This window comes from Citrobacter sp. C13 (genome assembly GCF_014596815.2).
Classification (GTDB): Bacteria; Pseudomonadota; Gammaproteobacteria; order Enterobacterales; family Enterobacteriaceae; genus Citrobacter; species Citrobacter portucalensis.
Genome location: NZ_CP115024.1, coordinates 4,779,599 through 4,803,964, shown reverse-complemented (window position 1 = coordinate 4,803,964; position 24,366 = coordinate 4,779,599). Strand labels below are relative to the sequence as shown.

General features: G+C 53.9%; 22 protein-coding genes and 4 tRNA genes. 19 read left to right on the top strand and 7 right to left on the bottom strand.

Going from position 1 to position 24,366, the window contains the following annotated elements; translation table 11 throughout:
* From rffA to IB222_RS22905, 10 genes are all read left to right on the top strand, one after another.
* Positions 1-1,131, top strand: coding sequence for a dTDP-4-amino-4,6-dideoxygalactose transaminase (gene rffA, locus IB222_RS22950; RefSeq protein WP_003828992.1), 1,131 nt, complete (start codon positions 1-3; stop codon positions 1,129-1,131).
* A 1-nt stretch (position 1,132) separates the two neighbouring features.
* Positions 1,133-2,383 (top strand): lipid III flippase WzxE, encoded by a 1,251-nt coding sequence (gene wzxE, locus IB222_RS22945; RefSeq protein ID WP_126319696.1) that lies wholly within the window; start codon positions 1,133-1,135, stop codon positions 2,381-2,383.
* Positions 2,380-3,459 (top strand): TDP-N-acetylfucosamine:lipid II N-acetylfucosaminyltransferase, encoded by a 1,080-nt coding sequence (locus IB222_RS22940; protein ID WP_148362631.1) that lies wholly within the window; start codon positions 2,380-2,382, stop codon positions 3,457-3,459. The genes wzxE and IB222_RS22940 overlap by 4 nt, the downstream gene beginning before the upstream one ends.
* Positions 3,456-4,811: an ECA oligosaccharide polymerase gene (wzyE, locus tag IB222_RS22935; RefSeq protein ID WP_149384955.1), complete on the top strand. Its 1,356-nt coding sequence runs from the start codon at positions 3,456-3,458 to the stop codon at positions 4,809-4,811. Before IB222_RS22940 ends, wzyE begins: the two co-directional genes overlap by 4 nt.
* The gene (wecG, locus tag IB222_RS22930) at positions 4,811-5,551 is read left to right on the top strand and encodes a lipopolysaccharide N-acetylmannosaminouronosyltransferase (protein WP_003828982.1); all 741 of its coding nucleotides are present in this window, start codon (positions 4,811-4,813) and stop codon (positions 5,549-5,551) included. The genes wzyE and wecG overlap by 1 nt, the downstream gene beginning before the upstream one ends.
* 279 nt (positions 5,552-5,830) lie before the next feature.
* Positions 5,831-7,216, top strand: coding sequence for an amino acid permease (locus IB222_RS22925; protein WP_003828980.1), 1,386 nt, complete (start codon positions 5,831-5,833; stop codon positions 7,214-7,216).
* Positions 7,217-7,318: 102 nt separating this feature from the next.
* Positions 7,319-7,395: transfer RNA gene (locus IB222_RS22920), tRNA-Arg, on the top strand.
* A gap of 56 nt (positions 7,396-7,451) precedes the next feature.
* Positions 7,452-7,527 (top strand) — tRNA-His (locus tag IB222_RS22915).
* Between the two features lie 20 nt (positions 7,528-7,547).
* A tRNA-Leu gene (locus IB222_RS22910) sits at positions 7,548-7,633 on the top strand.
* A 41-nt stretch (positions 7,634-7,674) separates the two neighbouring features.
* A tRNA-Pro gene (locus tag IB222_RS22905) sits at positions 7,675-7,751 on the top strand.
* A gap of 455 nt (positions 7,752-8,206) precedes the next feature.
* On the opposite strand, the gene hemY is transcribed toward IB222_RS22905, so the two are convergent.
* Genes hemY through hemC form a run of 4 tightly spaced genes read right to left on the bottom strand, consistent with a single transcriptional unit; the run spans position 8,207 to position 12,284 of the window.
* The gene (hemY, locus tag IB222_RS22900) at positions 8,207-9,406 is read right to left on the bottom strand and encodes a protoheme IX biogenesis protein HemY (protein WP_048215221.1); all 1,200 of its coding nucleotides are present in this window, start codon (positions 9,404-9,406) and stop codon (positions 8,207-8,209) included.
* Positions 9,407-9,408: 2 nt separating this feature from the next.
* Positions 9,409-10,584, bottom strand: coding sequence for a uroporphyrinogen-III C-methyltransferase (gene hemX, locus IB222_RS22895; protein WP_126319692.1), 1,176 nt, complete (start codon positions 10,582-10,584; stop codon positions 9,409-9,411).
* Between the two features lie 21 nt (positions 10,585-10,605).
* Complete coding sequence (gene hemD / locus IB222_RS22890) at positions 10,606-11,346, bottom strand: uroporphyrinogen-III synthase (protein WP_003828974.1); 741 nt, start codon at positions 11,344-11,346, stop codon at positions 10,606-10,608.
* A complete protein-coding gene (gene hemC / locus IB222_RS22885) occupies positions 11,343-12,284 on the bottom strand; it encodes a hydroxymethylbilane synthase (RefSeq protein ID WP_063941785.1) in 942 nt (313 codons plus the stop codon). The genes hemD and hemC overlap by 4 nt, the downstream gene beginning before the upstream one ends.
* A gap of 394 nt (positions 12,285-12,678) precedes the next feature.
* Here hemC and cyaA point away from each other — a divergent pair, with 394 nt between their 5' ends.
* Complete coding sequence (gene cyaA, locus IB222_RS22880) at positions 12,679-15,225, top strand: class I adenylate cyclase (protein WP_032934207.1); 2,547 nt, start codon at positions 12,679-12,681, stop codon at positions 15,223-15,225.
* Between the two features lie 75 nt (positions 15,226-15,300).
* Here the strand turns inward: cyaA and cyaY are convergent, their stop codons facing one another.
* Positions 15,301-15,621 (bottom strand): iron donor protein CyaY, encoded by a 321-nt coding sequence (gene cyaY, locus IB222_RS22875; RefSeq protein WP_003828967.1) that lies wholly within the window; start codon positions 15,619-15,621, stop codon positions 15,301-15,303.
* Positions 15,622-15,759: 138 nt separating this feature from the next.
* On the opposite strand from cyaY, the gene IB222_RS22870 reads away from it, so the two are divergent.
* From IB222_RS22870 to corA, 8 genes are all read left to right on the top strand, one after another.
* Complete coding sequence (locus IB222_RS22870; RefSeq protein ID WP_003017937.1) at positions 15,760-15,963, top strand: lipoprotein; 204 nt, start codon at positions 15,760-15,762, stop codon at positions 15,961-15,963.
* 49 nt (positions 15,964-16,012) lie between these two features.
* Positions 16,013-16,837 (top strand): diaminopimelate epimerase, encoded by an 825-nt coding sequence (gene dapF, locus IB222_RS22865; protein ID WP_003017933.1) that lies wholly within the window; start codon positions 16,013-16,015, stop codon positions 16,835-16,837.
* The gene (locus tag IB222_RS22860; protein ID WP_063941786.1) at positions 16,834-17,541 is read left to right on the top strand and encodes a DUF484 domain-containing protein; all 708 of its coding nucleotides are present in this window, start codon (positions 16,834-16,836) and stop codon (positions 17,539-17,541) included. Before dapF ends, IB222_RS22860 begins: the two co-directional genes overlap by 4 nt.
* Complete coding sequence (gene xerC, locus IB222_RS22855) at positions 17,538-18,440, top strand: tyrosine recombinase XerC (protein WP_149384956.1); 903 nt, start codon at positions 17,538-17,540, stop codon at positions 18,438-18,440. The genes IB222_RS22860 and xerC overlap by 4 nt, the downstream gene beginning before the upstream one ends.
* The gene (gene yigB, locus IB222_RS22850) at positions 18,440-19,156 is read left to right on the top strand and encodes a 5-amino-6-(5-phospho-D-ribitylamino)uracil phosphatase YigB (protein ID WP_149384957.1); all 717 of its coding nucleotides are present in this window, start codon (positions 18,440-18,442) and stop codon (positions 19,154-19,156) included. Before xerC ends, yigB begins: the two co-directional genes overlap by 1 nt.
* A gap of 88 nt (positions 19,157-19,244) precedes the next feature.
* The gene (gene uvrD / locus IB222_RS22845; protein WP_003828957.1) at positions 19,245-21,407 is read left to right on the top strand and encodes a DNA helicase II; all 2,163 of its coding nucleotides are present in this window, start codon (positions 19,245-19,247) and stop codon (positions 21,405-21,407) included.
* 247 nt (positions 21,408-21,654) lie between these two features.
* Entirely contained in the window at positions 21,655-21,711 is a 57-nt protein-coding gene (gene ysgD / locus IB222_RS22840; RefSeq protein WP_212723238.1) for a YsgD/CorL family protein, read from the top strand.
* A 154-nt stretch (positions 21,712-21,865) separates the two neighbouring features.
* Positions 21,866-22,816 (top strand): magnesium/cobalt transporter CorA, encoded by a 951-nt coding sequence (gene corA / locus IB222_RS22835; protein ID WP_003017920.1) that lies wholly within the window; start codon positions 21,866-21,868, stop codon positions 22,814-22,816.
* Positions 22,817-22,889: 73 nt separating this feature from the next.
* Here corA and rarD read toward each other — a convergent pair whose 3' ends face one another.
* Positions 22,890-23,783: an EamA family transporter RarD gene (gene rarD / locus IB222_RS22830; RefSeq protein WP_003828953.1), complete on the bottom strand. Its 894-nt coding sequence runs from the start codon at positions 23,781-23,783 to the stop codon at positions 22,890-22,892.
* Between the two features lie 51 nt (positions 23,784-23,834).
* On the bottom strand, positions 23,835-24,302 hold the full coding sequence (gene yigI / locus IB222_RS22825) for an acyl-CoA thioesterase YigI (protein WP_003828949.1): 468 nt from the start codon (positions 24,300-24,302) through the stop codon (positions 23,835-23,837).
* Between the last annotated feature and the right edge of the window lie 64 nt (positions 24,303-24,366).

The following is a 24,366-nucleotide window of genomic DNA, read 5'->3' as shown; positions in this document are numbered from 1 at the left end:
ATGATTCCATTTAACGCACCGCCGGTGGTGGGCACTGAACTCGATTACATGCAGTCTGCGATGAACAGCGGCAAGCTGTGTGGTGACGGTGGTTTTACCCGTCGCTGCCAACAGTGGCTGGAACAGCATTTTGGCAGCGAGAAAGTATTGCTGACGCCTTCCTGCACCGCATCGCTTGAGATGGCGGCATTGCTGCTGGATATCCAGCCTGACGATGAAGTCATTATGCCGAGCTATACGTTTGTCTCCACGGCCAATGCTTTCGTGCTGCGCGGTGCGAAAATTGTCTTTGTTGATATCCGCCCGGATACCATGAACATTGACGAAACGCTGATTGAAGCGGCGATCACCGACAAGACCCGCGCTATCGTTCCGGTGCATTACGCGGGCGTAGCCTGTGAAATGGATACCATCATGGCGCTGGCGACCAAACATAACCTGTTTGTCGTGGAAGATGCGGCCCAGGGCGTCATGTCGACTTACAAAGGTCGGGCGCTGGGGACGATTGGTCACATCGGTTGCTTTAGCTTCCATGAGACCAAAAACTATACCGCAGGCGGTGAAGGTGGTGCGACGCTGATTAATGATAAAAAATTAGTCGAACGTGCAGAGATCATCCGTGAAAAAGGAACTAACCGCAGCCAGTTTTTCCGCGGTCAGGTGGATAAGTATACCTGGCGTGATATTGGCTCCAGCTATCTGATGTCCGATCTGCAGGCTGCCTATCTGTGGGCGCAACTGGAAGCGGCTGACCGTATTAACCAGCAGCGTCTGGCGCTGTGGCAGAACTACTATGATGCTCTCGAACCGCTGGCGCGTGCCGGACGTATCGAGCTGCCTTCTGTCCCGGACGGCTGCGTGCAAAACGCCCATATGTTTTATATCAAGCTGCGCGATATCGACGATCGCACGGCGTTGATTAACTTCTTGAAAGAAGCTGAAATTATGGCGGTGTTCCACTATATCCCGCTACATGATTGTCCGGCTGGCGATAAATTCGGCGTATTTGCCGGTGTTGATCGTTTCACCACTAAAGAGAGCGAGCGTCTGCTGCGCTTGCCGCTGTTTTACAACCTGTCGCCGGTCAACCAGCGAACGGTCATTTCGACCTTACTCAACTACTTCGCCTGAAATGTCGCTTGCTAAAGCGTCCTTATGGACGGCAGCCAGTACGCTGGTAAAAATTGGTGCGGGTTTGCTGGTCGTGAAGCTGCTGGCGGTGTCGTTTGGCCCGGCAGGCGTGGGGCAGGCGGGTAACTTCCGCCAGATGGTTACCGTGCTTGGTGTCCTGGCGGGGGCCGGCATTTTCAACGGCGTCACGAAATATGTTGCACAGCACCATGACGATCCGACCCGACTCCGTAAGGTAGTCGGTACATCTTCCGCGATGGTGCTGGGATTCTCTACGCTGATGGCGGTGATTTTTCTGCTGGCGGCCGCGCCAATCAGTCAGGGATTGTTTGGTCATACTCATTATCAGGGGCTGGTAAGACTGGTTGCGCTGGTGCAGATGGGTATTGCCTGGGCGAACCTACTTCTTGCGTTGATGAAGGGTTTTCGCGATGCGGCGGGTAACGCGCTGTCGCTGATTGTGGGTAGTCTGGTGGGCGTGGTGGCTTATTATGCCTGTTATCGCCTGGGAGGGTATGAAGGCGCCTTGCTGGGTCTGGCGTTAGTGCCCGCGTTGGTGGTTATCCCCGCTGCTATTATGCTGATTAAGCGTGGCACTATTCCCCTGCATTACCTGAGACCCTCGTGGGATAACGGTCTGGCTGGGCAGCTAAGCAAGTTTACGCTGATGGCGCTGATTACTTCCGTAACGCTGCCTGTGGCATACGTGATGATGCGAAACCTGCTGGCGGCGCAGTATAGCTGGGATGATGTAGGGATCTGGCAGGGAGTAAGCAGTATCTCTGATGCTTATCTGCAATTCATTACCGCTTCATTCAGCGTTTACTTGCTTCCGACGTTGTCGCGACTGACCGAAAAGCGCGACATTACGCGCGAAGTAGTTAAGTCGCTGAAGTTCGTGTTACCGGCGGTTGCCGCCGCGAGCTTTACCGTTTGGCTGCTGCGTGATTTTGCGATCTGGCTGCTTTTCTCCGCAAAATTCACCGCCATGCGCGATCTGTTTGCCTGGCAACTGGTTGGAGATGTACTGAAAGTTGGGGCGTATGTCTTTGGGTATCTAGTGATCGCGAAAGCGTCACTGCGGTTTTATATTTTGGCTGAAATTAGCCAGTTCATGTTATTGACGGTGTTTGCTCACTGGCTGATCCCTGCACACGGTGCGCTGGGAGCGGCACAGGCTTATATGGCAACGTACATCGTCTATTTTTCTCTTTGTTGTGGCGTGTTTTTACTCTGGCGTAGGCGGGTATGACTGTACTGATTCACGTTCTGGGATCGGATATCCCTCACCATAACCAAACCGTGCTGCGGTTTTTCAACGACTCGCTGGCTGCGACGAGCGAGCATGCGCGCACGTTTATGGTTGCCGGTCAGGATGCGGGACTCAGTGAGAGCTGCCCGGCGTTATCGCTAAGCTTCTACAGCGGGAAAAAGGCGCTTGCTGACGCTGTGATCGCGAAAGCAAAAGCGGATCGCCAGCAGCGTTTCTTCTTCCACGGTCAGTTCAACACCAGCCTGTGGCTGGCGCTGCTGAGTGGCGGGATTAAACCGGCGCAGTTTTACTGGCATATCTGGGGCGCTGATTTATACGAAGTCTCCAGTGGGCTGAAATTCCGCCTGTTTTACCCGATTCGCCGCATGGCACAGAATCGTGTGGGCTGCGTGTTTGCCACACGGGGCGATTTACGTTATTTCGCCGAGCAACATCCCCGTGTGCGGGGTGAGTTGCTCTATTTCCCAACGCGAATGGACCCTTCACTCAATAACATGAGCAATGATTGCCAGCGCAGCGGCAAGATGACGGTGCTGGTTGGCAACTCTGGCGATCGCAGCAATGAGCATGTTGCCGCGCTTCGCGCCGTCCATCAGCAGTTTGGCGACACGGTGAATGTGATTGTGCCGATGGGTTATCCCGCCAATAATACGGCCTATATCGACGAGGTTCGCCAGGCCGGTCTGGCGTTATTTAGCGCTGACAATCTGCAAATTTTGAGTGAAAAGCTGGAATTTGACGCTTATCTCGCGTTATTGCGTCAATGCGATTTGGGTTGCTTTATTTTTGCCCGTCAACAGGGAATCGGTACCCTGTGTTTGCTGATCCAGGCGGGTATCCCATGCGTGCTCAACCGTGAAAATCCCTTCTGGCAGGATATGGTGGAACAAAATCTTCCGGTGTTATTCACCACTGATGATCTCAATGAAGGCGTCGTACGTGAAGCGCAGCGCCAGTTGGCATCAGTAGATAAAAATACTATTACCTTCTTTAGCCCGAATTATCTGCAGCCGTGGCATAACGCGCTGCGCATTGCTTCAGGAGAAACCGCATGAGCCTGATGCAATTCAGCGGTCTGCTGGTGGTCTGGTTACTCTCCACCTTGTTTATCGCCACGCTGACCTGGTTTGAGTTCCGCCGCGTACGTTTTAACTTCAATGTTTTCTTCTCATTGTTGTTCTTGCTGACGTTCTTCTTTGGGTTCCCGCTGACCAGCATCCTGGTGTTCCGCTTTGATGTGGCAGTGGCTCCGCCGGAGATCCTATTGCAGGCCTTGCTGTCAGCCGCCTGTTTCTATGCCGTCTACTACGTGACGTATAAAACGCGCTTGCGTAAGCGAGTAGAGGATAAGCCGCGCAGGCCGCTGTTTACCATCAATCGCGTTGAAGCCCATTTGACCTGGGTTATCCTGATGGCGATTGCGCTGGTGAGCGTGGGCGTCTTCTTTATGCACAATGGATTCCTGCTGTTCAGACTGCAATCCTATAGCCAGATTTTTTCCAGTGAAGTCTCTGGCGTCGCTCTGAAGCGTTTCTTCTACTTCTTCATTCCGGCAATGCTGGTGGTCTATTTCCTGCGTCAGGACAGCAAAGCGTGGTTGTTCTTCCTGGTGAGCACCGTCGCGTTTGGTTTACTGACCTATATGATTGTTGGCGGGACGCGTGCCAATATCATTATCGCGTTTGCCATCTTCTTGTTTATCGGCATTATTCGCGGCTGGATTTCGCTGTGGATGTTGGCCGCTGCAGGCGTGTTGGGCATTGTCGGGATGTTCTGGCTGGCGTTGAAGCGCTACGGAATGAGCGTTAGCGGCGATGAGGCGTTCTATACGTTCCTGTACCTTACGCGCGACACCTTCTCGCCGTGGGAGAACCTGGCGCTGTTGCTGCAGAATTACCACAATATTGAGTTCCAGGGGCTGGCGCCGATCGTCCGTGACTTCTACGTCTTTATTCCCTCCTGGCTGTGGCCTGGGCGGCCGAGTATTGTACTCAACTCAGCGAACTACTTTACCTGGGAAGTGTTGAACAACCACTCAGGACTGGCGATTTCGCCGACGTTAATTGGTTCACTGGTGGTGATGGGCGGGGCGCTGTTTATACCATTAGGCGCGATTGTTGTTGGGCTTATCATCAAGTGGTTCGACTGGCTGTATGAGCTAGGTAACCGAGAAACCAATCGATATAAGGCGGCGATTTTGCACAGTTTCTGTTTTGGCGCCATTTTCAATATGATTGTGTTGGCACGTGAAGGGCTGGATTCGTTTGTCTCACGAGTGGTCTTTTTCCTCGTGATTTTCGGCGTTTGCCTACTGGTGGCAAAACTGCTGTTCTGGCTATTCGATAGCGCGGGACTCATCCATAAACGAATCAAATCGCTGCCCCGTACACAGATTGAAGGATCGTAATGACAGATAACACAACTGCGCCGCTGTATTCGTTGCGCGGATTACAACTGATTGGCTGGCGCGATATGCAACATGCGCTGAATTACCTGTTTGCCGAAGGACACCTCAGGTCAGGAACGCTGGTGGCTATCAACGCTGAGAAGATGCTGACAGCAGAAGATAACCCTGAAGTGAGGGAGCTGATCAACGCCGCGGAGTTCAAATATGCGGATGGAATTAGCGTGGTGCGTTCGGTGCGCAAAAAATTCCCGCAGGCACAGGTTTCACGCGTGGCCGGAGCTGACCTTTGGGAAGCGCTGATGGCGCGAGCCGGGCAAAACGGAACGCCTGTTTTCCTGGTTGGTGGCAAGCCTGAAGTTCTGGCGCAAACAGAAGCAAAACTACGTGCGCAGTGGCGCGTGAACATTGTGGGTAGTCAGGACGGTTATTTTGCCCCAGAGCAGCGTCAGGCGTTGTTTGAGCGTATTCACGCCAGCGGTGCGCAAATTGTGACGGTGGCGATGGGTTCGCCAAAACAAGAGATCTTTATGCGTGATTGCCGCAAGACTCACCCTGACGCGCTGTATATGGGCGTGGGAGGTACCTACGACGTCTTTACCGGTCACGTTAAGCGCGCACCTAAAATCTGGCAAAATCTGGGGCTGGAGTGGCTGTATCGCTTATTGTCGCAGCCGAGCCGTATTACTCGACAACTTCGCTTATTACGCTATCTCCGTTGGCACTATACCGGCAACCTCTGACGCCCTTTCTCCTCTGGTAAGTAGCGTGATCTGCTAATTACGCTACTTATTCACAACATTATCGCTGCTTTCTCGCACAATCTATTTATTTTTTGAATGCTTTAATTGCCATTTAAGCGATTTTAGGAAACCATTCGCAACAATCATTGCAGTGCCATGGTGTGTTTGGCGCCAACCGTTAAAGCGGTCGGTGCCGTATGGCCTGTTATGGCATAACAAGATGTACCCATAACGAGAACCGGTAATACCGGACAGCATGCAAACACAACAAGAGGATTTATGGCCGAGAACAAACCTGAGCTACAGCGTGGGCTGGAGGCTCGTCACATCGAATTAATTGCCCTTGGGGGCACTATTGGCGTTGGGCTATTTATGGGGGCCGCCAGTACCCTTAAATGGGCGGGACCTTCGGTTCTGCTGGCGTATATCGTCGCCGGGCTGTTCGTCTTTTTCATCATGCGTTCTATGGGGGAGATGTTATTCCTCGAGCCGGTTGCCGGTTCATTCGCTGTTTACGCCCACCGTTATATGAGCCCCTTCTTTGGCTATCTTACCGCCTGGTCATACTGGTTTATGTGGATGGCGGTGGGGATCTCAGAGATTACCGCCATCGGGGTGTACGTACAGTTCTGGTTCCCGGAAATGGCACAATGGATACCCGCACTGATCGCAGTCGGACTGGTTGCGCTGGCAAACCTCGCAGCGGTTCGCCTGTATGGTGAAATTGAGTTCTGGTTTGCCATGATCAAAGTGACCACCATCATTGTGATGATCGTCATTGGGGTTGGGGTGATTTTCTTCGGCTTCGGCAATGGCGGCCAGGCGATTGGTTTTGGCAACCTGACCGAGCACGGTGGCTTCTTTGCTGGGGGCTGGAAGGGCTTCCTGACGGCATTGTGTATTGTTGTGGCGTCTTACCAGGGCGTGGAGCTGATCGGCATCACTGCAGGGGAAGCGAAGAATCCACAGGTCACGCTGCGTAGCGCGGTGGGTAAAGTGTTGTGGCGCATTCTGATTTTCTACGTTGGTGCGATTTTTGTCATCGTCACTATTTTCCCGTGGAATGAGATTGGCAGCAACGGTAGCCCGTTTGTGCTCACCTTTGCCAAGATTGGTATTACTGCTGCGGCAGGGATTATTAACTTTGTGGTGCTGACGGCGGCACTGTCTGGATGTAACAGCGGCATGTATAGCTGTGGGCGTATGCTCTACGCGCTGGCAAAGAATCGCCAGCTTCCTGCCGTTGTTGGAAAAGTATCACGCCATGGCGTGCCGGTTGCCGGAGTGGCTATTTCTATCGCGATCCTGCTGATTGGCTCATGCCTGAACTACATCATTCCTAACCCGCAGCGCGTGTTTGTTTATGTCTATAGTGCCAGCGTGTTGCCGGGGATGGTGCCGTGGTTTGTGATCCTGATAAGCCAGTTGCGTTTCCGTCAGGCGCATAAAGCGGCGATTGCCAGTCATCCATTCCGCTCCATTCTGTTCCCGTGGGCGAATTATTTGACGATGGCGTTCCTGATTTGCGTATTAATTGGCATGTACTTTAATGAAGATACCCGAATGTCGCTTTTTGTTGGCATGGGTTTCTTACTGGCCGTGACGCTCATTTATAAGGTTTTTGGTCTGAATCGTCATGGCACAGCCCATAAATTGCGGGAATAAGCGACAAAACGCACAAACCATGACCAAACGATAATTTATTTTAAAAAAGCACTAGACAGAAGACCGAGACCTCCGTAATATCCAGCCCCGCAACGGCGCTAAGCGCCCGTAGCTCAGCTGGATAGAGCGCTGCCCTCCGGAGGCAGAGGTCTCAGGTTCGAATCCTGTCGGGCGCACCATTTAGTAGGGTGCCAGAGCTGCGGTGGTTTTAATACCGCGTAAAAGATTTGCAGTGGTGGCTATAGCTCAGTTGGTAGAGCCCTGGATTGTGATTCCAGTTGTCGTGGGTTCGAATCCCATTAGCCACCCCATTAATTTAAAGTTGTGAAATGCGAAGGTGGCGGAATTGGTAGACGCGCTAGCTTCAGGTGTTAGTGTCCTTAGGATGTGGGGGTTCGAGTCCCCCCCCTCGCACCACGACTTAAAGAATTGAACTAAAAATTCAAAAAGCAGTAAAACGGCGAGTAGCGCAGCTTGGTAGCGCAACTGGTTTGGGACCAGTGGGTCGGAGGTTCGAATCCTCTCTCGCCGACCAATTTTGAACCCCGCTTCGGCGGGGTTTTTTGTTTTCAGATTTTCCCTTCTTAGCCTTCACACCTGCGAATTTCCTGAAGTCTTAAAAAGTCCGAATACCTGGTTTTTGCAGTGCAATCGTGGCATGCGTTGTGCAATAATATGCGGGTAGATGCTCATTCCATCTCTTATGTTCGCCATCTGGCCTCATAAACTCAGGAATGATGCAGAGCCGTTTACGGTGCTTATCGTCCACAGACAGATGTCGCTCAAGCCTCATCAAACACCATGGACATAACGTTGAGTGAAGCACCCATTTATGTTGTCATACAGACCTGTTTAACGCCTGCTCCTTACCGAGCGGGCGTTTTTTTATGCATAAACAAAATCCTTCGAGAAGTCGCTCGAAGGATTTTGTTTATACGATTGAAAAATATGTAGGCCCGGTAAGCGAAAGCGCCACCGGGCATTCAGGAGTTACTGCGGGGGATTGTTGTTCTGCAGCGTCAACATCAGGCCATCGCGGCGCATGGTGGCGGCTTCTTCCGGCTGGTGCAGTCTGTCCAGTGCGTCAGCAAGCCAGGCGTAGTCATAGGCATCCGGGCGCTGTTTGAGAGCGGCACGGAAGGCGAGCGTAGCTTCCTGCCATTCCCCATGCTTCATTAACGACTGACCCAGCGTACTCCACAGCAACGGGCGATCGCCCACGGCTTTAATCTGCTGGCGCAGCACTTTTTCTATCTGTTCCGGATTATTGGTTTTCAGACGCGGGATCGGCAGCACCAGGCGGTCATCGTACTGACGTTTCAAACCATCAATGATGACCTGCTGCGCCGTATCGTGATCGTCACACTCAATCAGATGTTCAGCCATCGCTACCTGCAAAGCAACCTGATGACGGGTTTTACGGCTCTGGTTTTTCCACCATGCACGCAGCCCCTCGCTGCCCTGATCGGCGCGGACCTGATCCATCAAACCAACCCATGCCTGTTGTTCCAGCATGGCGCGGTGCTCGTCATCACCCACATGCGCTTTTGCCATGGATGGGATGATATCCAGCAAGGAGCTCCATGCGCCGGTGCGAATGTAAGCCTGCTCAGCCAGACGCAGTACTTCCGGATGACGTGGCGTCACTTCCAGCAGTTTGTCTACGCTGTGGCGTGCGGCGTGATTTTCATTGCGCGCCAGTTGCAGGCGAACGCGAGCGATTTCTACCGGGATCGTATCATTTCCGGCCAGTTCGGCAGCACGCTCAAGGTGTTGGTTGGCGCGCGCTTCGTCACCGCGCTGCTGAGCCGCTTCTGCCGCCAGCAGGTAATTCACTACCGGCTGTTCTGCATGATCGGCATTTTTCGACATCAGCTTCTCAACCTGCTGATAGTCACCTTCTGCCAGTTTGAGCAGCGCCTGTTCGGTCTGCTTACGGGCGCGACGACGCTTACGACCCACAAACCACCCACGGGTATGTGCGCCGGTGCGGAAAATTCGGCGCAACAGCCATTCAATCGCAAACAGGACGACCATGGCGACGATCAGGATGATCACCAGGCCCGTCACGCTGGTTTCGATATTGTAGTTATCCGTCTGGATCAGCACGTAACCCTGATGACCGGCTATCATCGGACCGACGACGATCCCGGCGATCAACAGCACAAAGAGCAACAATACTTTTAGCATCATTATTCTCCTTGCGGCGCGGTTGCCGGAGCGTCTGTCGAAGGCGCTGGCGCTGCTGCTACCGGTGCTGTGGCAGGCTGCGCCAGTAAATTACGTACGCGGGTCTGCATTAACTTGTCGAGAATAGCCTGGCTCTGCAGCGATTCTGGAACATCCATACTGATGCTTTGCTGGCTCAGTTGGTCTACTTCTTCAAGGAACGCTTTGGTCGCTGCATCGTCGGTGTCGTAGTAAGCACGCACCCATGTGGAGACATTTTCCAGCGCCTGGCGGTATGTCTCTTCCTGATGACGCGGCACGGCCTGGGCAGCCACTAACAGGCGGGAACGGATATTTTCACGTAAGTAAACGTCCTGGTTCGGCGCCAACAGCGGGACGGCGGTTTCATCACGACGGCGAATAGTGATAAAGCTGTCCATAAAGTTCTGCCAGCTTTTTTGCAGATTGACGCGCCATTCGCTAATTGAGCTGGAAAGCTCGCTGCTATCGGAATCCATCGGCGAATCGTCGGTGTCGTTGTCGGCCAGACGCAGGTTATCGATCTGGTTAGAGAGCTGATTCACTTTCAGGATAATGCCGTCATAGTCGACCTGAGTCACCGCGGAGAGGCTCGCGATATCGTCAGTAATCGCGCGACGGGCGGTAATTAAGCTCGGGTCGTTCATATCTGCCAGGCTGGCGTCGGCGCTTTTCAACAGCGCCGCGGCGGTGGTGACGTCCTGATCGCTCCATAATTTGCGACCGGCCAGTTTCACCAGAAAATCAGCCTGCGCCAGCAGCCATGTACCAGCATCGCTGCCGGAGATGGTGGCGACTTTTTGCTGGACTTCATCAAGCTGTTTGACCAGCGCGGCCTGCTGGCGAGTGGCTTCATCCAGCTGCGTTGCCTGCTGTTTAATAATACCTTCCAGCTCAGCTTTTTGGCTTTCCTGCGCTTTTTGCAGTGCCGTCAGCTGGTTCGCCAGCGCATCGCTGGTTGCCGTTTGTGTTGTTGCCTGTTGTTTCCCCCAGCCGTATAACCCAACGCCTGCAGCCAGCGCAATAGCAATCGCCACAGCGCTCAGAATCAGCGCCGTGCTGTTCTTACTCTTTTTTTCAGTATTAACTGGCTGTGACGTGGTTTCCACGGCCTCCCTGGTCTCTTCAACCACGGCGGAGGATTTTTCTTGTTCCGTCATTATGGCATCCCATTATGAGAGTTATTGTAATGCGCGTAGTAGCGCATCGTTGTCGGCGTTATCAGCGACCTTAATATCTTGCCAGCCCAGTTCCCGGGCGAGGTGCGCCAGACGCTCACTGACGACCAACAGCCGACAGCGTAGTAACCAGTGCTCACGATACCACTGCGGAATGAGCGACCAGAGCTGTTGTAGCATCTCTCCGCTGGTGACAACCACCGTGGTTACGCCACGGGATTGCCAGCGCATCGCTTCTTCCGCACCATCGTAATGTTTTGCACTGCGTTGATAACATTCACAAAAATCGACATCGGCTCCGCGTGCCGTTAGGGTTTCACCTATCAGCTCCCGGCCACCGTTGCCGCGTAATATAAGCGCGCGTTTTCCCGCAATATTTTGTAATTCAGGTAATTGTAGCAAGACTTCGCTAATTTCCCGATCCAGAGGGTAGTGAATATTGAAGCCGCTAACAGTATGCAGCGCCAGCGCCGTTGTACGGCCAATGGCAAAATAACGTGGAAGGGATGGCCAGCTTTTCTCTTGCTGGCGAAGTTCGGCATCTGCAAAGGTAACGGCGTGCTGCGAGAGGGCGAAGACCAGATCGTTCTCCGTCAGCGCCGACAGTCGGGAAGCAACCGTTGCCAGTTCCCGACCAGGTGAAAACTCGATGAGCGGAAAACTCCAGGCCACCTGCCCCAGTGTGCGCAGTCGGCTCACTAACTCTTCCCCTGCGGGAGACGGGCGGGTGACCAGAATACTCATGCGGGGGCTTCTCCGTTATAAACTTCCGCCAGAATGGCGCGCGCACCGTTCTCCAGCAGTTCTTCTGCCAGAGAGATACCCATCTGTTCGGCATCCTGTGTGGCGCCGCGACGTTCTCCGCATACCATCTGTGAACCGTCAGGCGCGCCGACCAGCGCACGTAGCCAAATCTCACCGTCGATGATTTCGGCATAGCTACCAATAGGTACCTGACATCCCCCTTCCAGGCGGGTGTTCATGGCGCGTTCTGCTTTGACGCGTAGCGCGGTCTCTTCATGGTTGAGCGGCGCTAACAGTGCCTGAGTGCGCATATCATCCAGTCGACATTCTATGCCTACTGCGCCTTGCCCGACAGCGGGCAGGGAGATTTCCGGCGGCAGAGCGGTGCGGACTCGCGACTCAAGACCTAAACGTTTTAATCCGGCGACAGCCAGAATAATGGCGTCATAATCGCCGTTATCCAGTTTGCTGAGGCGCGTGCCTACGTTGCCGCGCAGCGAACGGATGACGAGATCCGGGCGACGCTTCGCCAACTGGCACTGGCGGCGCAAACTGGATGTCCCGACGATGCTGCCTGCGGGGAGTTCATCCAGCGAGTTGTACTTATTTGATACGAAAGCATCACGCGGATCCTCTCGCTCACAAATGGTGACCAGCCCAAGACCGTCAGGGAATTCAACCGGCACATCCTTCATGGAATGCACAGCGATATCGGCGCGTTTTTCCAGCAGCGCGACTTCCAGCTCTTTAACAAACAACCCTTTCCCCCCGACTTTCGCCAGCGGGGTATCAAGGATCACATCGCCACGGGTTACCATAGGAACCAGTTCCACGATCAGACCGGGGTGGTTTGCCATTAAGGCGTCTTTGACATAATGTGCCTGCCAGAGCGCAAGGGGGCTTTGGCGTGTGGCAATTCTCAAAACATTGTCTAACATGCTTGTTACCGTCATTATCAATCATTGACCATCCTAACATCCTTATCAAAGGGATGTCAGCGTTACGCTCAAACGTAAGTGAGAGGAAAAGGCGCTGCATCATCACTGGCAGTGAATAATGACGAGAAACCTCCCGACCGTATGAAGGAATTTACACGTAACGAACGGTGCTACACTTGTATGTAGCGCATCTTTCTTTACGGTCAATGAGCAAGGTGTTAAATTGATCACGTTTTAGACCATTTTTTCGGCTGAACAGCATAAAAAAATATGGGCGAAAAACAGGTAACGGTTATTTTTGACATACGGTTTATCCGAATTGATGGCGATTATTGTGAGCGCTTGCGCCGCGGCAATCGACAACATGACGGATAGCAACATCAGGCGATACGTCTTGTACCTCTATATTGAGACTCTGAAACAGAGACTGGATGCCATAAATCAACTGCGTGTGGATCGCGCGCTTGCTGCCATGGGACCTGCCTTCCAGCAGGTATACAGTCTGCTGCCGACATTATTGCACTACCACCATCCGCTGATGCCGGGTTACCTCGATGGTAACGTTCCCAAAGGCATATGCTTTTACACGCCTGATGAAACCCAACGCCACTACCTGAACGAACTGGAACTGTACCGCGGTATGTCGCCGCAGGATCCTCCCAAGGGCGAACTGCCGATCACCGGCGTTTACTCAATGGGCAGCACCTCTTCGGTAGGGCAAAGCTGTTCCTCTGACCTTGATATCTGGGTCTGCCATCAATCCTGGCTGGATAGCGAAGAGCGCCAGCTGCTGCAGCGAAAATGTAGTCTGCTGGAAAGCTGGGCCGCCTCGCTGGGCGTGGAAGTCAGTTTCTTCCTGATTGATGAAAACCGTTTCCGTCACAATGAAAGCGGCAGTCTGGGTGGTGAAGACTGTGGCTCGACGCAGCATATCCTGTTGCTTGATGAATTCTATCGCACCGCTGTGCGCCTCGCGGGTAAACGTATTCTGTGGAATATGGTGCCGGGCGACGAAGAAGAGCATTACGACGATTACGTCATGACGCTCTACGCGCAGGGGGTGTTAACGCCAAACGAATGGCTGGATCTCGGCGGACTCAGTTCGCTTTCCGCCGAAGAGTACTTTGGCGCCAGCCTCTGGCAGTTGTACAAGAGTATCGACTCCCCATACAAAGCGGTGCTGAAAACGCTGCTGCTGGAAGCCTATTCCTGGGAATATCCCAATCCACGCCTGTTGGCGAAAGACATTAAACAGCGCCTGCATGACGGCGAGATCGTCTCTTTTGGTCTCGATCCTTACTGTATGATGCTGGAGCGCGTTACCGAGTACCTCACGGCGATCGAAGATCCGACGCGCCTGGATTTAGTGCGTCGATGTTTCTACTTAAAAGTGTGTGAGAAACTGAGCCGTGAGCGCGCCTGCGTGGGCTGGCGTCGTGAAGTATTAAGTCAGTTAGTGAAAGAGTGGGGCTGGGATGACGCCCGTCTGACCATGCTGGATAACCGCGCTAACTGGAAGATTGACCAGGTACGCGAAGCGCATAACGAACTGCTCGATGCGATGATGCAGAGCTATCGTAACCTGATCCGCTTTGCGCGGCGCAATAACCTCAGCGTCAGCGCCAGCCCGCAGGATATCGGCGTGCTGACCCGTAAGCTGTATGCCGCGTTTGAAGCGTTGCCGGGTAAAGTCACGCTGGTGAACCCACAGATATCTCCGGATCTCTCGGAACCGAATCTGACCTTCATCCATGTGCCGCCGGGCCGTGCCAACCGTTCCGGTTGGTATCTCTACAACCGCGCGCCTAACATGGACTCGATCATCAGCCATCAGCCGCTGGAATATAACCGCTATCTCAACAAGCTGGTGGCGTGGGCCTGGTTCAACGGCCTGCTGACCTCGCGTACGCATTTGTTTATTAAGGGCAACGGCATTGTTGATTTGCCGAAGCTACAGGAAATGGTCGCCGACGTGTCGCACCACTTCCCGCTGCGACTGCCTGCACCAACGCCGAAAGCGCTCTATAGCCCATGCGAAATTCGCCATCTGGCGATTATCGTTAACCTCGAATATGACCCAACGGCCGCATTCCGTAATCAGGTGGTACATTTTGATTTCCGTAAGCTGGATGTCTTCAGCTTTGGCGAAGAGCAAAATTGCCTGGTAGGAAGCGTCGACCTGCTGTACCGCAACTCGTGGAATGAAGTGCGTACGCTGCACTTCAACGGCGAGCAGGCGATGATTGAAGCGTTAAAAACGATTCTGGGCAAAATGCACCAGGATGCCGCGCCGCCGGATAGCGTCGAGGTCTTCTGCTATAGCCAGCATCTGCGCGGTTTAATTCGCACCCGCGTGCAGCAACTGGTGTCTGAGTGCATCGAGCTACGCCTCTCCAGTACCCGTCAGGAAACCGGACGTTTCAAAGCGCTGCGTGTTTCCGGCCAGACGTGGGGATTGTTCTTCGAGCGCCTGAACGTTTCGGTACAGAAGCTGGAAAACGCAATTGAATTCTATGGTGCGATTTCACATAACAAACTGCACGGCCTTTCCGTCCAGGTTGAGACCAACCATGTGAAACTGCCGTCGGTGGTCGACGGTTTTGCCAGCGAAGGGATTATTCAGTTCTTTTTCGAAGAAACGGGTGATGAGCAGGGCTTTAATATCTACATTCTGGACGAAAGTAACCGGGCCGAGGTGTATCACCACTGCGAAGGTAGCAAAGAGGAGTTGGTACGCGACGTAAGCCGTTTCTACTCATCGTCGCACGATCGCTTTACCTACGGCTCCAGCTTCATCAACTTTAACCTGCCGCAGTTCTATCAGATTGTGAAAACCGACGGGCGCGCGCAGGTGATTCCGTTCCGTACCCAACCGATTAGCGCCGTTCCGCCAGCCAGTCAGGACAACGACACGCCGCTGTTACAGCAGTATTTCTCGTGAGTTAACTTGCCCGGTGGCGCTATGTTTACCGGGCCTACAGTAGGCCGGATAAGCAAAGCGCATCCGGCAAATAAATCAACGGAAGCTCACCTCTTCACCCGCCTGCTGTGTTGCCGCCTGCTCCAACAGATCCCAGAACGTTTCGCCGCTTCGGTCGCAGATCCACTCGTCGCCTTTCAGGTCAAAGTGGTAGCCGCCCTGTTTGGTCGCCAGCCACACCTGATGCAGCGGCTCCTGACGGTTAATGATAATTTTGCTGCCGTTTTCGAAGCTGATGGTCAGCACGCCGCCGTTGATCTCACAATCGATATCGCTGTCGCCATCCCAGTCATCCAGACGTTCTTCAATGGTCATCCACAGGGTGTCAGCAAGGCGATGAAATTCACTGTCGTTCATTTTCTTATCCTATTTTTCGTGATGCTCGCAGTATAACGTGGAATAAATCGCGATGCAGTTTTTAGCCAAACTCTTGCTTTTACGCCTTCTCCTGCGATGATAGAAAACAGAAAGCATGAACTTTACAGGCAATCCATAATGAAAAACGTGTTAAAGCCACTCGCTGTCATTTTTACTCTGTTCAGCCTGACGGGCTGTGGGTTAAAAGGCCCGCTCTATTTCCCGCCAGCTGATAAAACCGCGCCGCCTCCGACCAAGAGCGTTCAGCCGCAATCGCAATCCACCACGCCTGAGAAAAACGATCGTGGGATTAGTGATGGGCCTTCTCAGGTGAATTACTAACGGCAGAAATAGATTTTACATTTCTGTACCCGCGTGAACGGAGTGAATGATGCAATTCTCTAAAATGCATGGCCTTGGCAACGATTTTATGGTCGTCGACGCGGTAACGCAGAATGTCTTTTTCTCACCAGAGCTGATCCGCCGCCTGGCCGACAGACATCTCGGCGTTGGATTTGATCAACTGCTGGTGGTTGAGCCTCCGTATGATCCGGAGCTGGATTTCCACTACCGTATTTTTAATGCCGACGGCAGTGAAGTGTCACAGTGTGGCAATGGCGCCCGCTGTTTTGCCCGCTTTGTTCGCCTGAAAGGGCTGACCAATAAACGTGATATTCGCGTCAGTACCGCGAATGGTCGTATGGTATTAACCGTAACCGACGACGAGCTGGTGCGGGTGAATATGGGCGAACCCAATTTTGAACCCTCGCAGGTTCCTTTTCGCGCTAACAAAGCAGAGAAGACCTATATTATGCGCGCGGCCGAACAGACAGTATTGTGCGGCGTGGTTTCAATGGGGAACCCGCACTGCGTGATTCAGGTTGATGATGTTGATACGGCCACGGTAGAAACACTGGGACCGGTTCTGGAAAGCCACGAACGCTTCCCTGAACGCGCCAATATTGGATTTATGCAGGTGGTAAAACGCGAGCATATCCGACTGCGCGTCTATGAGCGCGGCGCGGGTGAAACGCAGGCCTGCGGCAGCGGTGCGTGCGCTGCCGTTGCGGTCGGTATCCAGCAGGGTCTGCTGGCGGAAGAAGTGAGGGTGGAATTACCGGGCGGTCGACTTGATATCGCCTGGAAAGGTCCGGGTCATCCGCTGTATATGACAGGCCCGGCGGCACATGTCTACGACGGATTTATTCACTTATGAAGCAACCAGGGGAAGAACTACAGGAAACGCTCATGGAGCTGGACGACCGGACGGTCGTCGATTACCTGCAACGTAATCCTGAGTTTTTTATCCGTAATGCCCAGGCCGTTGAAGCGATGCGAGTTCCGCACCCAGTGCGGGGCACGGTCTCTTTAGTGGAATGGCATATGGCGCGGGCACGTAATCATATTAACGTGCTGGAAGAGAACATGGCGTTGTTGATGGAACAAGCCAACGCCAATGAAAGCCTGTTCTATCGTCTGTTAAATCTGCAAGGACGGCTGGTGTCGGCCAGCAGCCTTGACGACATGCTGATGCGATTTCATCGCTGGGCGCGTGAGTTAGGGCTGGCCGGAGCGACGGTTCGTCTGTTCCCGGATCGCTGGCGACTTGGCGCGCCATCAAAATTCACCCATCTGGCATTAAGCCGTCAGGCTTTTGAACCGCTGCGTATCCAGCGTCTGGGTCAGTCACAGCACTATCTTGGGCCGCTTAATGGTCCGGAATTGCTGGTCATGATGCCGGAGGCGAAAGCCATAGGCTCGGTGGCGATGTCGATGCTCGGGCAAGATGGCTCTCTGGGCGTGATGCTGTTTAGCAGCCGTGACGTTAATCATTACCAGCAGGGGCAAGGCACGCAATTGCTGCAGGAAATCTCGCTGATGTTGCCGGAGCTGCTGGAGCGCTGGATTGAACGCGTATGACCGATTCACCCTTTTCTCAGGATGTGGCACGCTTTTTGCGCTATCTGGGCGTTGAGCGTCAGCTTAGCCCAGTCACATTGCTTAATTATCAGCGTCAGCTTGATGCCATCATTGCGTTAGCCGGAGAGACCGGTCTGCAAAGCTGGCAACAATGTGATGCTGCGATGGTACGTAGTTTTGCTGTTCGCAGCCGTCGTAAGGGACTGGGGCCGGCGAGTCTGGCGCTGCGTCTCTCCGCGTTACGCAGTTTCTTCGACTGGCTGGTTAATCAGGGCGAGCTGAAAGCCAATCCGGCAAAAAGCGTTTCCGCGCCGAAAGCACCGCGTCATCTCCCTAAAAATATCGATGTAGACGATGTTAATCGTCTGCTGGATATCGATCTCAACGATCCCCTTGCCGTGCGCGATAGAGCAATGCTGGAAGTGATGTACGGCGCGGGTCTGCGTTTATCTGAGTTGGTTGGGCTGGATATTAAACATCTCGACCTCGACACCGGCGAAGTGTGGGTGATGGGTAAGGGCAGTAAAGAGCGTCGCCTGCCGATTGGCCGCAACGCGGTGGCGTGGATTGAGCACTGGCTGGATCTACGCGGGCTATTTGGCAGCGATGACGATGCGCTATTTCTGTCCAAACTGGGCAAACGTATCTCAGCGCGTAACGTGCAGAAACGCTTTGCTGAATGGGGTATCAAGCAGGGGCTGAACAGCCACGTACATCCCCACAAATTGCGTCACTCCTTTGCGACGCATATGCTGGAGTCGAGCGGCGATCTGCGCGGAGTGCAGGAGTTATTGGGTCATGCCAATCTCTCCACGACTCAAATCTATACCCATCTTGATTTTCAACACCTGGCTTCAGTGTACGATGCGGCGCATCCGCGCGCCAAACGGGGGAAATAATGCGTTTTTACCGGCCTTTGGGGCGCATTTCTGCGCTCACCTTTGACCTTGATGACACCCTTTACGATAACCGTCCCGTTATCACACGCACCGAGCAGGAAGCGCTCGCGTTTGTACAGAATTACCATCCGGCGTTGAATTCGCTGCAAAATAGCGACCTACAGCGCTTACGTCAGGCCGTTCGCGACGCCGAGCCGGAAATCTACCACGATGTTACCCAATGGCGTCACCGTGCCGTAGAGCGCGCTATGCTGGAGGCGGGGTTGTCAGCGGCAGAAGCCAGAATGGGGGCGAATGCGGCAATGATGAATTTTGCCAAATGGCGTAGCCGCATTGAAGTCCCGCAGACGACGCATGACACGCTGAAGGCGCTGGCCCACAAATGGCCGCTGGTGGCGATCACCAACGGTAACGCGCAGCCGGAACTGTTTGGCCTGGGTGATTACTTTGAGTTTGTGCTGCGCGCCGGTCCCGACGGGCGATCAAAGCCCTTTAGCGACATGTACACGTTGGCGGCGGAAAAACTGAAAATGCCTGTGGGTGAGATTCTGCACGTGGGTGATGACCTGACGACGGACGTCGCGGGCGCCATCCGTTGTGGTATGCAGGCCTGCTGGATCAAACCGGAAAATGCCGACCTGATGCAAACCGCAGACAGTCGTTTGCTTCCGCATATCGAAATTTCACAGTTGGCATCTCTGACCTCGCTGATATAATCACCAGCAGAACTCTGTATATATACCCAGCTTTTTGGCGGATGGCGCTACGCTTATCCGCCTTACCTACTTTTACGCGGCGGTGCCAATGGACGTTTCTTACCTGCTCGACAGCCTTAATGATAAACAGCGTGAAGCGGTGGCCGCGCCACGCAGCAACATGCTGGTTCTGGCAGGCGCGGGGAGTGGTAAAACGCGCGTGCTGGTGCACCGTATCGCCTGGTTACTGACGGTTGAGAACAACTCGCCGTACTCCATTATGGCGGTGACCTTTACCAACAAAGCGGCGGCGGAAATGCGCCACCGTATCGGCCAGATCATGGGAACCAGCCAGGGCGGTATGTGGGTCGGTACATTCCACGGTCTGGCCCACCGTCTGCTGCGCGCGCATCATATGGATGCAAACCTGCCGCAGGATTTTCAGATCCTCGACAGTGAAGACCAACTGCGTTTGCTCAAGCGTCTGATCAAGGCGATGAACCTTGATGAGAAGCAGTGGCCGCCGCGTCAGGCGATGTGGTTCATCAACAGCCAGAAAGACGAAGGGCTGCGTCCGCATCATCTGCAAAGCTACGGCAACCCGGTTGAGCAAACCTGGCAGAAAGTGTATCAGGCTTACCAGGAAGCGTGTGACCGCGCGGGGCTGGTGGATTTCGCCGAGCTGCTGCTGCGCGCCCACGAGCTGTGGCTCAACAAACCGCATATCCTGCAGCACTACCGCGAACGCTTTACTAATATCCTGGTGGACGAATTTCAGGATACCAACAACATTCAGTACGCGTGGATCCGCCTGCTGGCGGGCGATACCGGCAAGGTAATGATCGTCGGCGATGACGATCAGTCGATCTATGGCTGGCGCGGAGCGCAGGTGGAGAACATCCAGCGCTTCCTCACTGACTTCCCCGGCGCAGAAACTATTCGCCTGGAGCAAAACTACCGCTCGACTAACAATATCCTCAGCGCGGCCAACGCCCTGATTGAAAACAACAACGGGCGTCTGGGTAAAAAGCTGTGGACCGACGGCGTCGACGGCGAACCGATCTCGCTGTACTGCGCGTTCAACGAACTCGATGAAGCGCGCTTTGTGGTCAATCGTATCAAGACCTGGCAGGACAACGGTGGTGCGCTGGAGCAATGCGCTATTCTTTATCGCAGCAACGCCCAGTCGCGCGTACTGGAAGAGGCGTTGTTACAGGCCAGCATGCCGTATCGGATTTATGGCGGGATGCGCTTCTTCGAACGCCAGGAAATCAAAGATGCGCTCTCTTACCTGCGCCTGATCGCCAACCGCAATGACGACGCCGCGTTTGAGCGCGTGGTGAATACGCCAACCCGCGGGATTGGCGATCGTACTTTAGATGTGGTGCGTCAGACCTCCCGTGACCGCCAGCTAACACTGTGGCAGGCCTGTCGTGAGCTGTTGCAGGAAAAAGCCCTCGCGGGTCGCGCCGCCAGCGCCTTACAGCGCTTTATGGAGCTGATTGACGCACTGGCGCAGGAGACCGCCGATATGCCGCTGCACGTGCAGACTGACCGGGTGATTAAAGACTCCGGCCTGCGCATGATGTACGAGCAGGAAAAAGGTGAGAAAGGCCAGACGCGTATCGAAAACTTAGACGAACTGGTGACGGCAACGCGCCAGTTCAGCTACAACGAAGAAGACGAAGACTTAATGCCGCTGCAGGCGTTCCTGTCTCACGCCGCGCTGGAAGCGGGCGAAGGGCAGGCGGATACCTGGCAGGACGCGGTACAGCTGATGACGCTGCACTCGGCGAAAGGTCTGGAGTTCCCGCAGGTGTTTATCGTGGGAATGGAAGAAGGCATGTTCCCCAGCCAGATGTCGCTGGACGAAGGTGGTCGCCTCGAAGAAGAGCGCCGCCTGGCTTACGTCGGTGTAACCCGCGCGATGCAGAAGCTGACGCTGACCTATGCCGAGACGCGTCGTCTGTACGGCAAAGAGGTTTACCATCGTCCGTCGCGCTTTATCGGCGAACTGCCGGAAGCGTGCGTTGAAGAGGTTCGCCTGCGTGCCACGGTTAGCCGCCCGGTGAGTCATCAGCGGATGGGCACGCCAATGGCGGAAAATGATACCGGCTACAAGCTCGGCCAGCGCGTGCGCCACGCTAAGTTTGGCGAGGGCACCATCGTTAATCTGGAAGGAAGCGGCGAACACAGTCGTTTGCAGGTCGCATTCCAGGGGCAGGGAATCAAATGGCTGGTTGCCGCCTACGCCAGACTGGAAACGGTATGATCGCCTGATGTCGCTGCGCTTATCAGGCCTACGCAGAACGTAATATTTTGATTTGTAGGCCGGATAAGGCGAAGCCGCCATCCGGCTATCTGTCGGTTAATATTCTGAAATCATAGATAAATAATTCCCCTCTGCTAACCTTTCTGTATAAGGGGAAATTATTACTTTTTCGCCATCCGTTGCGTGTTGACGTCAAAATTTTGCTGGCGTAACATGCGCGCACGATTACGCTAAGAGGACATTCGCCTTGGACACACCCAGTAGATACTGGCTCATTATCCTGTCATCCAGGATCAACTCCTAAGGCTATCCCTTTTTGCTGATAGCCTTCGCGGTTGTCAGCGACCTTCTGTTTTTTCCCGTCGCGCTGAGTCAGGCTGTTTAATGGTCTGAAACCCAATTTGTTTCTGTGTGCCCTCCGAACTGTCCGATAATTTTTTGCATTGGGAGTCCCGGTCATGCTGAGCGCATTTCAACTGGAAAACAATCGTTTAACTCGCCTTGAGGCAGACGAGATCGAGCATCTGGCCAGTTCGGTCTGGGTCGATTTAGTCGAGCCGGATGACGAAGAACGAAACCGTGTGCAAAAGGACTTGGGCCAGAATCTGGCTACGCGCCCTGAACTGGAAGACATCGAAGCATCCGCACGTTTTTTTGAAGACGAAGACGGTCTGCACATCCACTCCTTCTTCTTTTACGAAGACGCCGACGATCACGCAGGTAACTCAACCGTCGCATTTACCATTCGCGAAGGCCGCCTGTTTACTCTGCGCGAGCGCGAACTGCCGGCCTTCCGCCTGTACCGCATGCGTGCGCGTAACCAGGCGATGGTGGATGGCAACGCCTACGAGCTGTTGCTCGACCTGTTCGAAACCAAAATTGAACAGCTGGCGGATGAGATCGAAAACATCTACAGCGACCTGGAAAAACTCAGCCGTGTGATCATGGAAGGGCGTCAGGGCGATGAGTATGACGAAGCGCTGTCGACATTGGCGGAACTGGAAGATATCGGCTGGAAGGTACGTCTGTGTCTGATGGATACCCAGCGCGCGTTGAACTTCCTGGTACGTAAAGCGCGTTTGCCGGGCAGTCAGCTGGAGCAGGCGCGTGAGATCCTGCGCGATATCGAGTCCCTGCTGCCGCATAATGAATCGCTGTTCCAGAAGGTTAACTTCCTGATGCAGGCGGCGATGGGCTTTATCAACATCGAGCAGAACCGCATCATCAAGATCTTCTCGGTGGTTTCTGTGGTATTCCTGCCGCCGACGCTGGTGGCTTCCAGCTACGGGATGAACTTTGAGTTTATGCCGGAATTGCACTGGAGCTTCGGTTACCCGGGCGCGATTGTCTTTATGATGCTCGCGGGTCTGGCGCCGTATCTGTACTTTAAGCGCAAGAACTGGCTGTAATCACTGTACTTTATCCGGCCTACGGCGATGTGCTTTTGTAGGCCGGATAAGCGAAGCGCCATCCGACACTCCCCTAGCTCCGACGAACCCGTCGTTGCGTATAAATCGCATCCATCACGAAAATCGCCAGCGCCACCCAGATAAACGCAAACGTGACCATTTTATCCGTTCCCGGAACTTCACCATAGAAGGTGACGGCCAGCAGGAACATCAGCGTAGGCCCGATATACTGGAAGAATCCCAGCGTTGACAGACGCAGGCGGGTTGCCGCGCCGGTAAAGCACAACAGCGGAATGGTGGTCACGACACCCGCGGCAATCAACAGCAGGTTGAGCGACATGGGGTTTTGCCCCATATGGCTGGTTGAGCTGTCCGCAATGCCAAACAGATAGATGGCGGCGACAGGTAAAAGCCACAGGGTTTCGATCAGCATGCCGGTTTGTGCTTCGACGGCAATCTTCTTGCGCACCAGCCCATAGAACGCAAAGCTGAACGCCAGTCCCAGCGCGATTATTGGCAGCGATCCGAAGGTCCACAGCTGTACCAGCACGCCGCAGGCGGCTAACAGTACCGCCAGCCACTGCATGCGACGAAAGCGCTCACCGAGGAATAGCATTCCCAGCACAATATTCACCAGTGGGTTAATAAAATAGCCGAGGCTGGCTTCCAGCATATGGTGATTATTGACCGCCCAAATGAACAGCAGCCAGTTTCCGCCGATGAGCACTGCAGAGAGCGCCAGCAGGAAGATCTTCTTTGGCGTTTGTAGCAGCGTTTTGACACCTGACCACTGGCGGCTGATGCTCATCAGTACCACCATAAAGAAAAATGACCAGATGACGCGGTGCGTCAGGATCTCATCCGCCGGAACATAGTAAATCAGCTTGAAGTAGGCGGGAGCGATACCCCAAATAAAATAAGCAGCAAGAGCGAGTAGCACGCCCTGCCGCGTTTGTTTAGCATCCATCGGGAAAACTCATTGCAGAAATGTAACAGCAGTTTACCTTTTTTTAGGCACTTACCCCACCATATAAGTGGCGGTTGCGCTGGCAATATAAAGCTGTTCTTCGTTATGCAGTTCCACGCGCGCCACAGCGACTTTATTGCCCGCCCGCAGCAGGCTACTGGTGGCGGTAAAGCGGCTCCCTCTTCCGGGGCGCAGATAATCAACACGCAAATCGATTGTGCCCATGCGTGACATTCGCTGACGCAGTTCGTCCTCGCTGATCGTTTCATGGCGGGTCAGCGTACTCCCAACGCATACCAGCCCCGCGGCGACGTCCAGCGCCGAGGCGATCACGCCGCCATGCAGAATGCTTTGCGCCCAGTTGCCGACCATCATCGGTTGGTTATTAAAGGCTAATTGAGCAAATTCTTTCTCATAGCGTTCGAGCTCCAGTCCCAGCGCCCGGTTAAACGGCATATGATAGACAAACATTTCACCCACTAACTTCAGCGCTTCCTCAGCAGTAAGTACGGCAGACATACGATCCCTACATCTCAATGGTTAATGAAATGTTGATATTATGCTTATTATTTGTTGTTTTCTA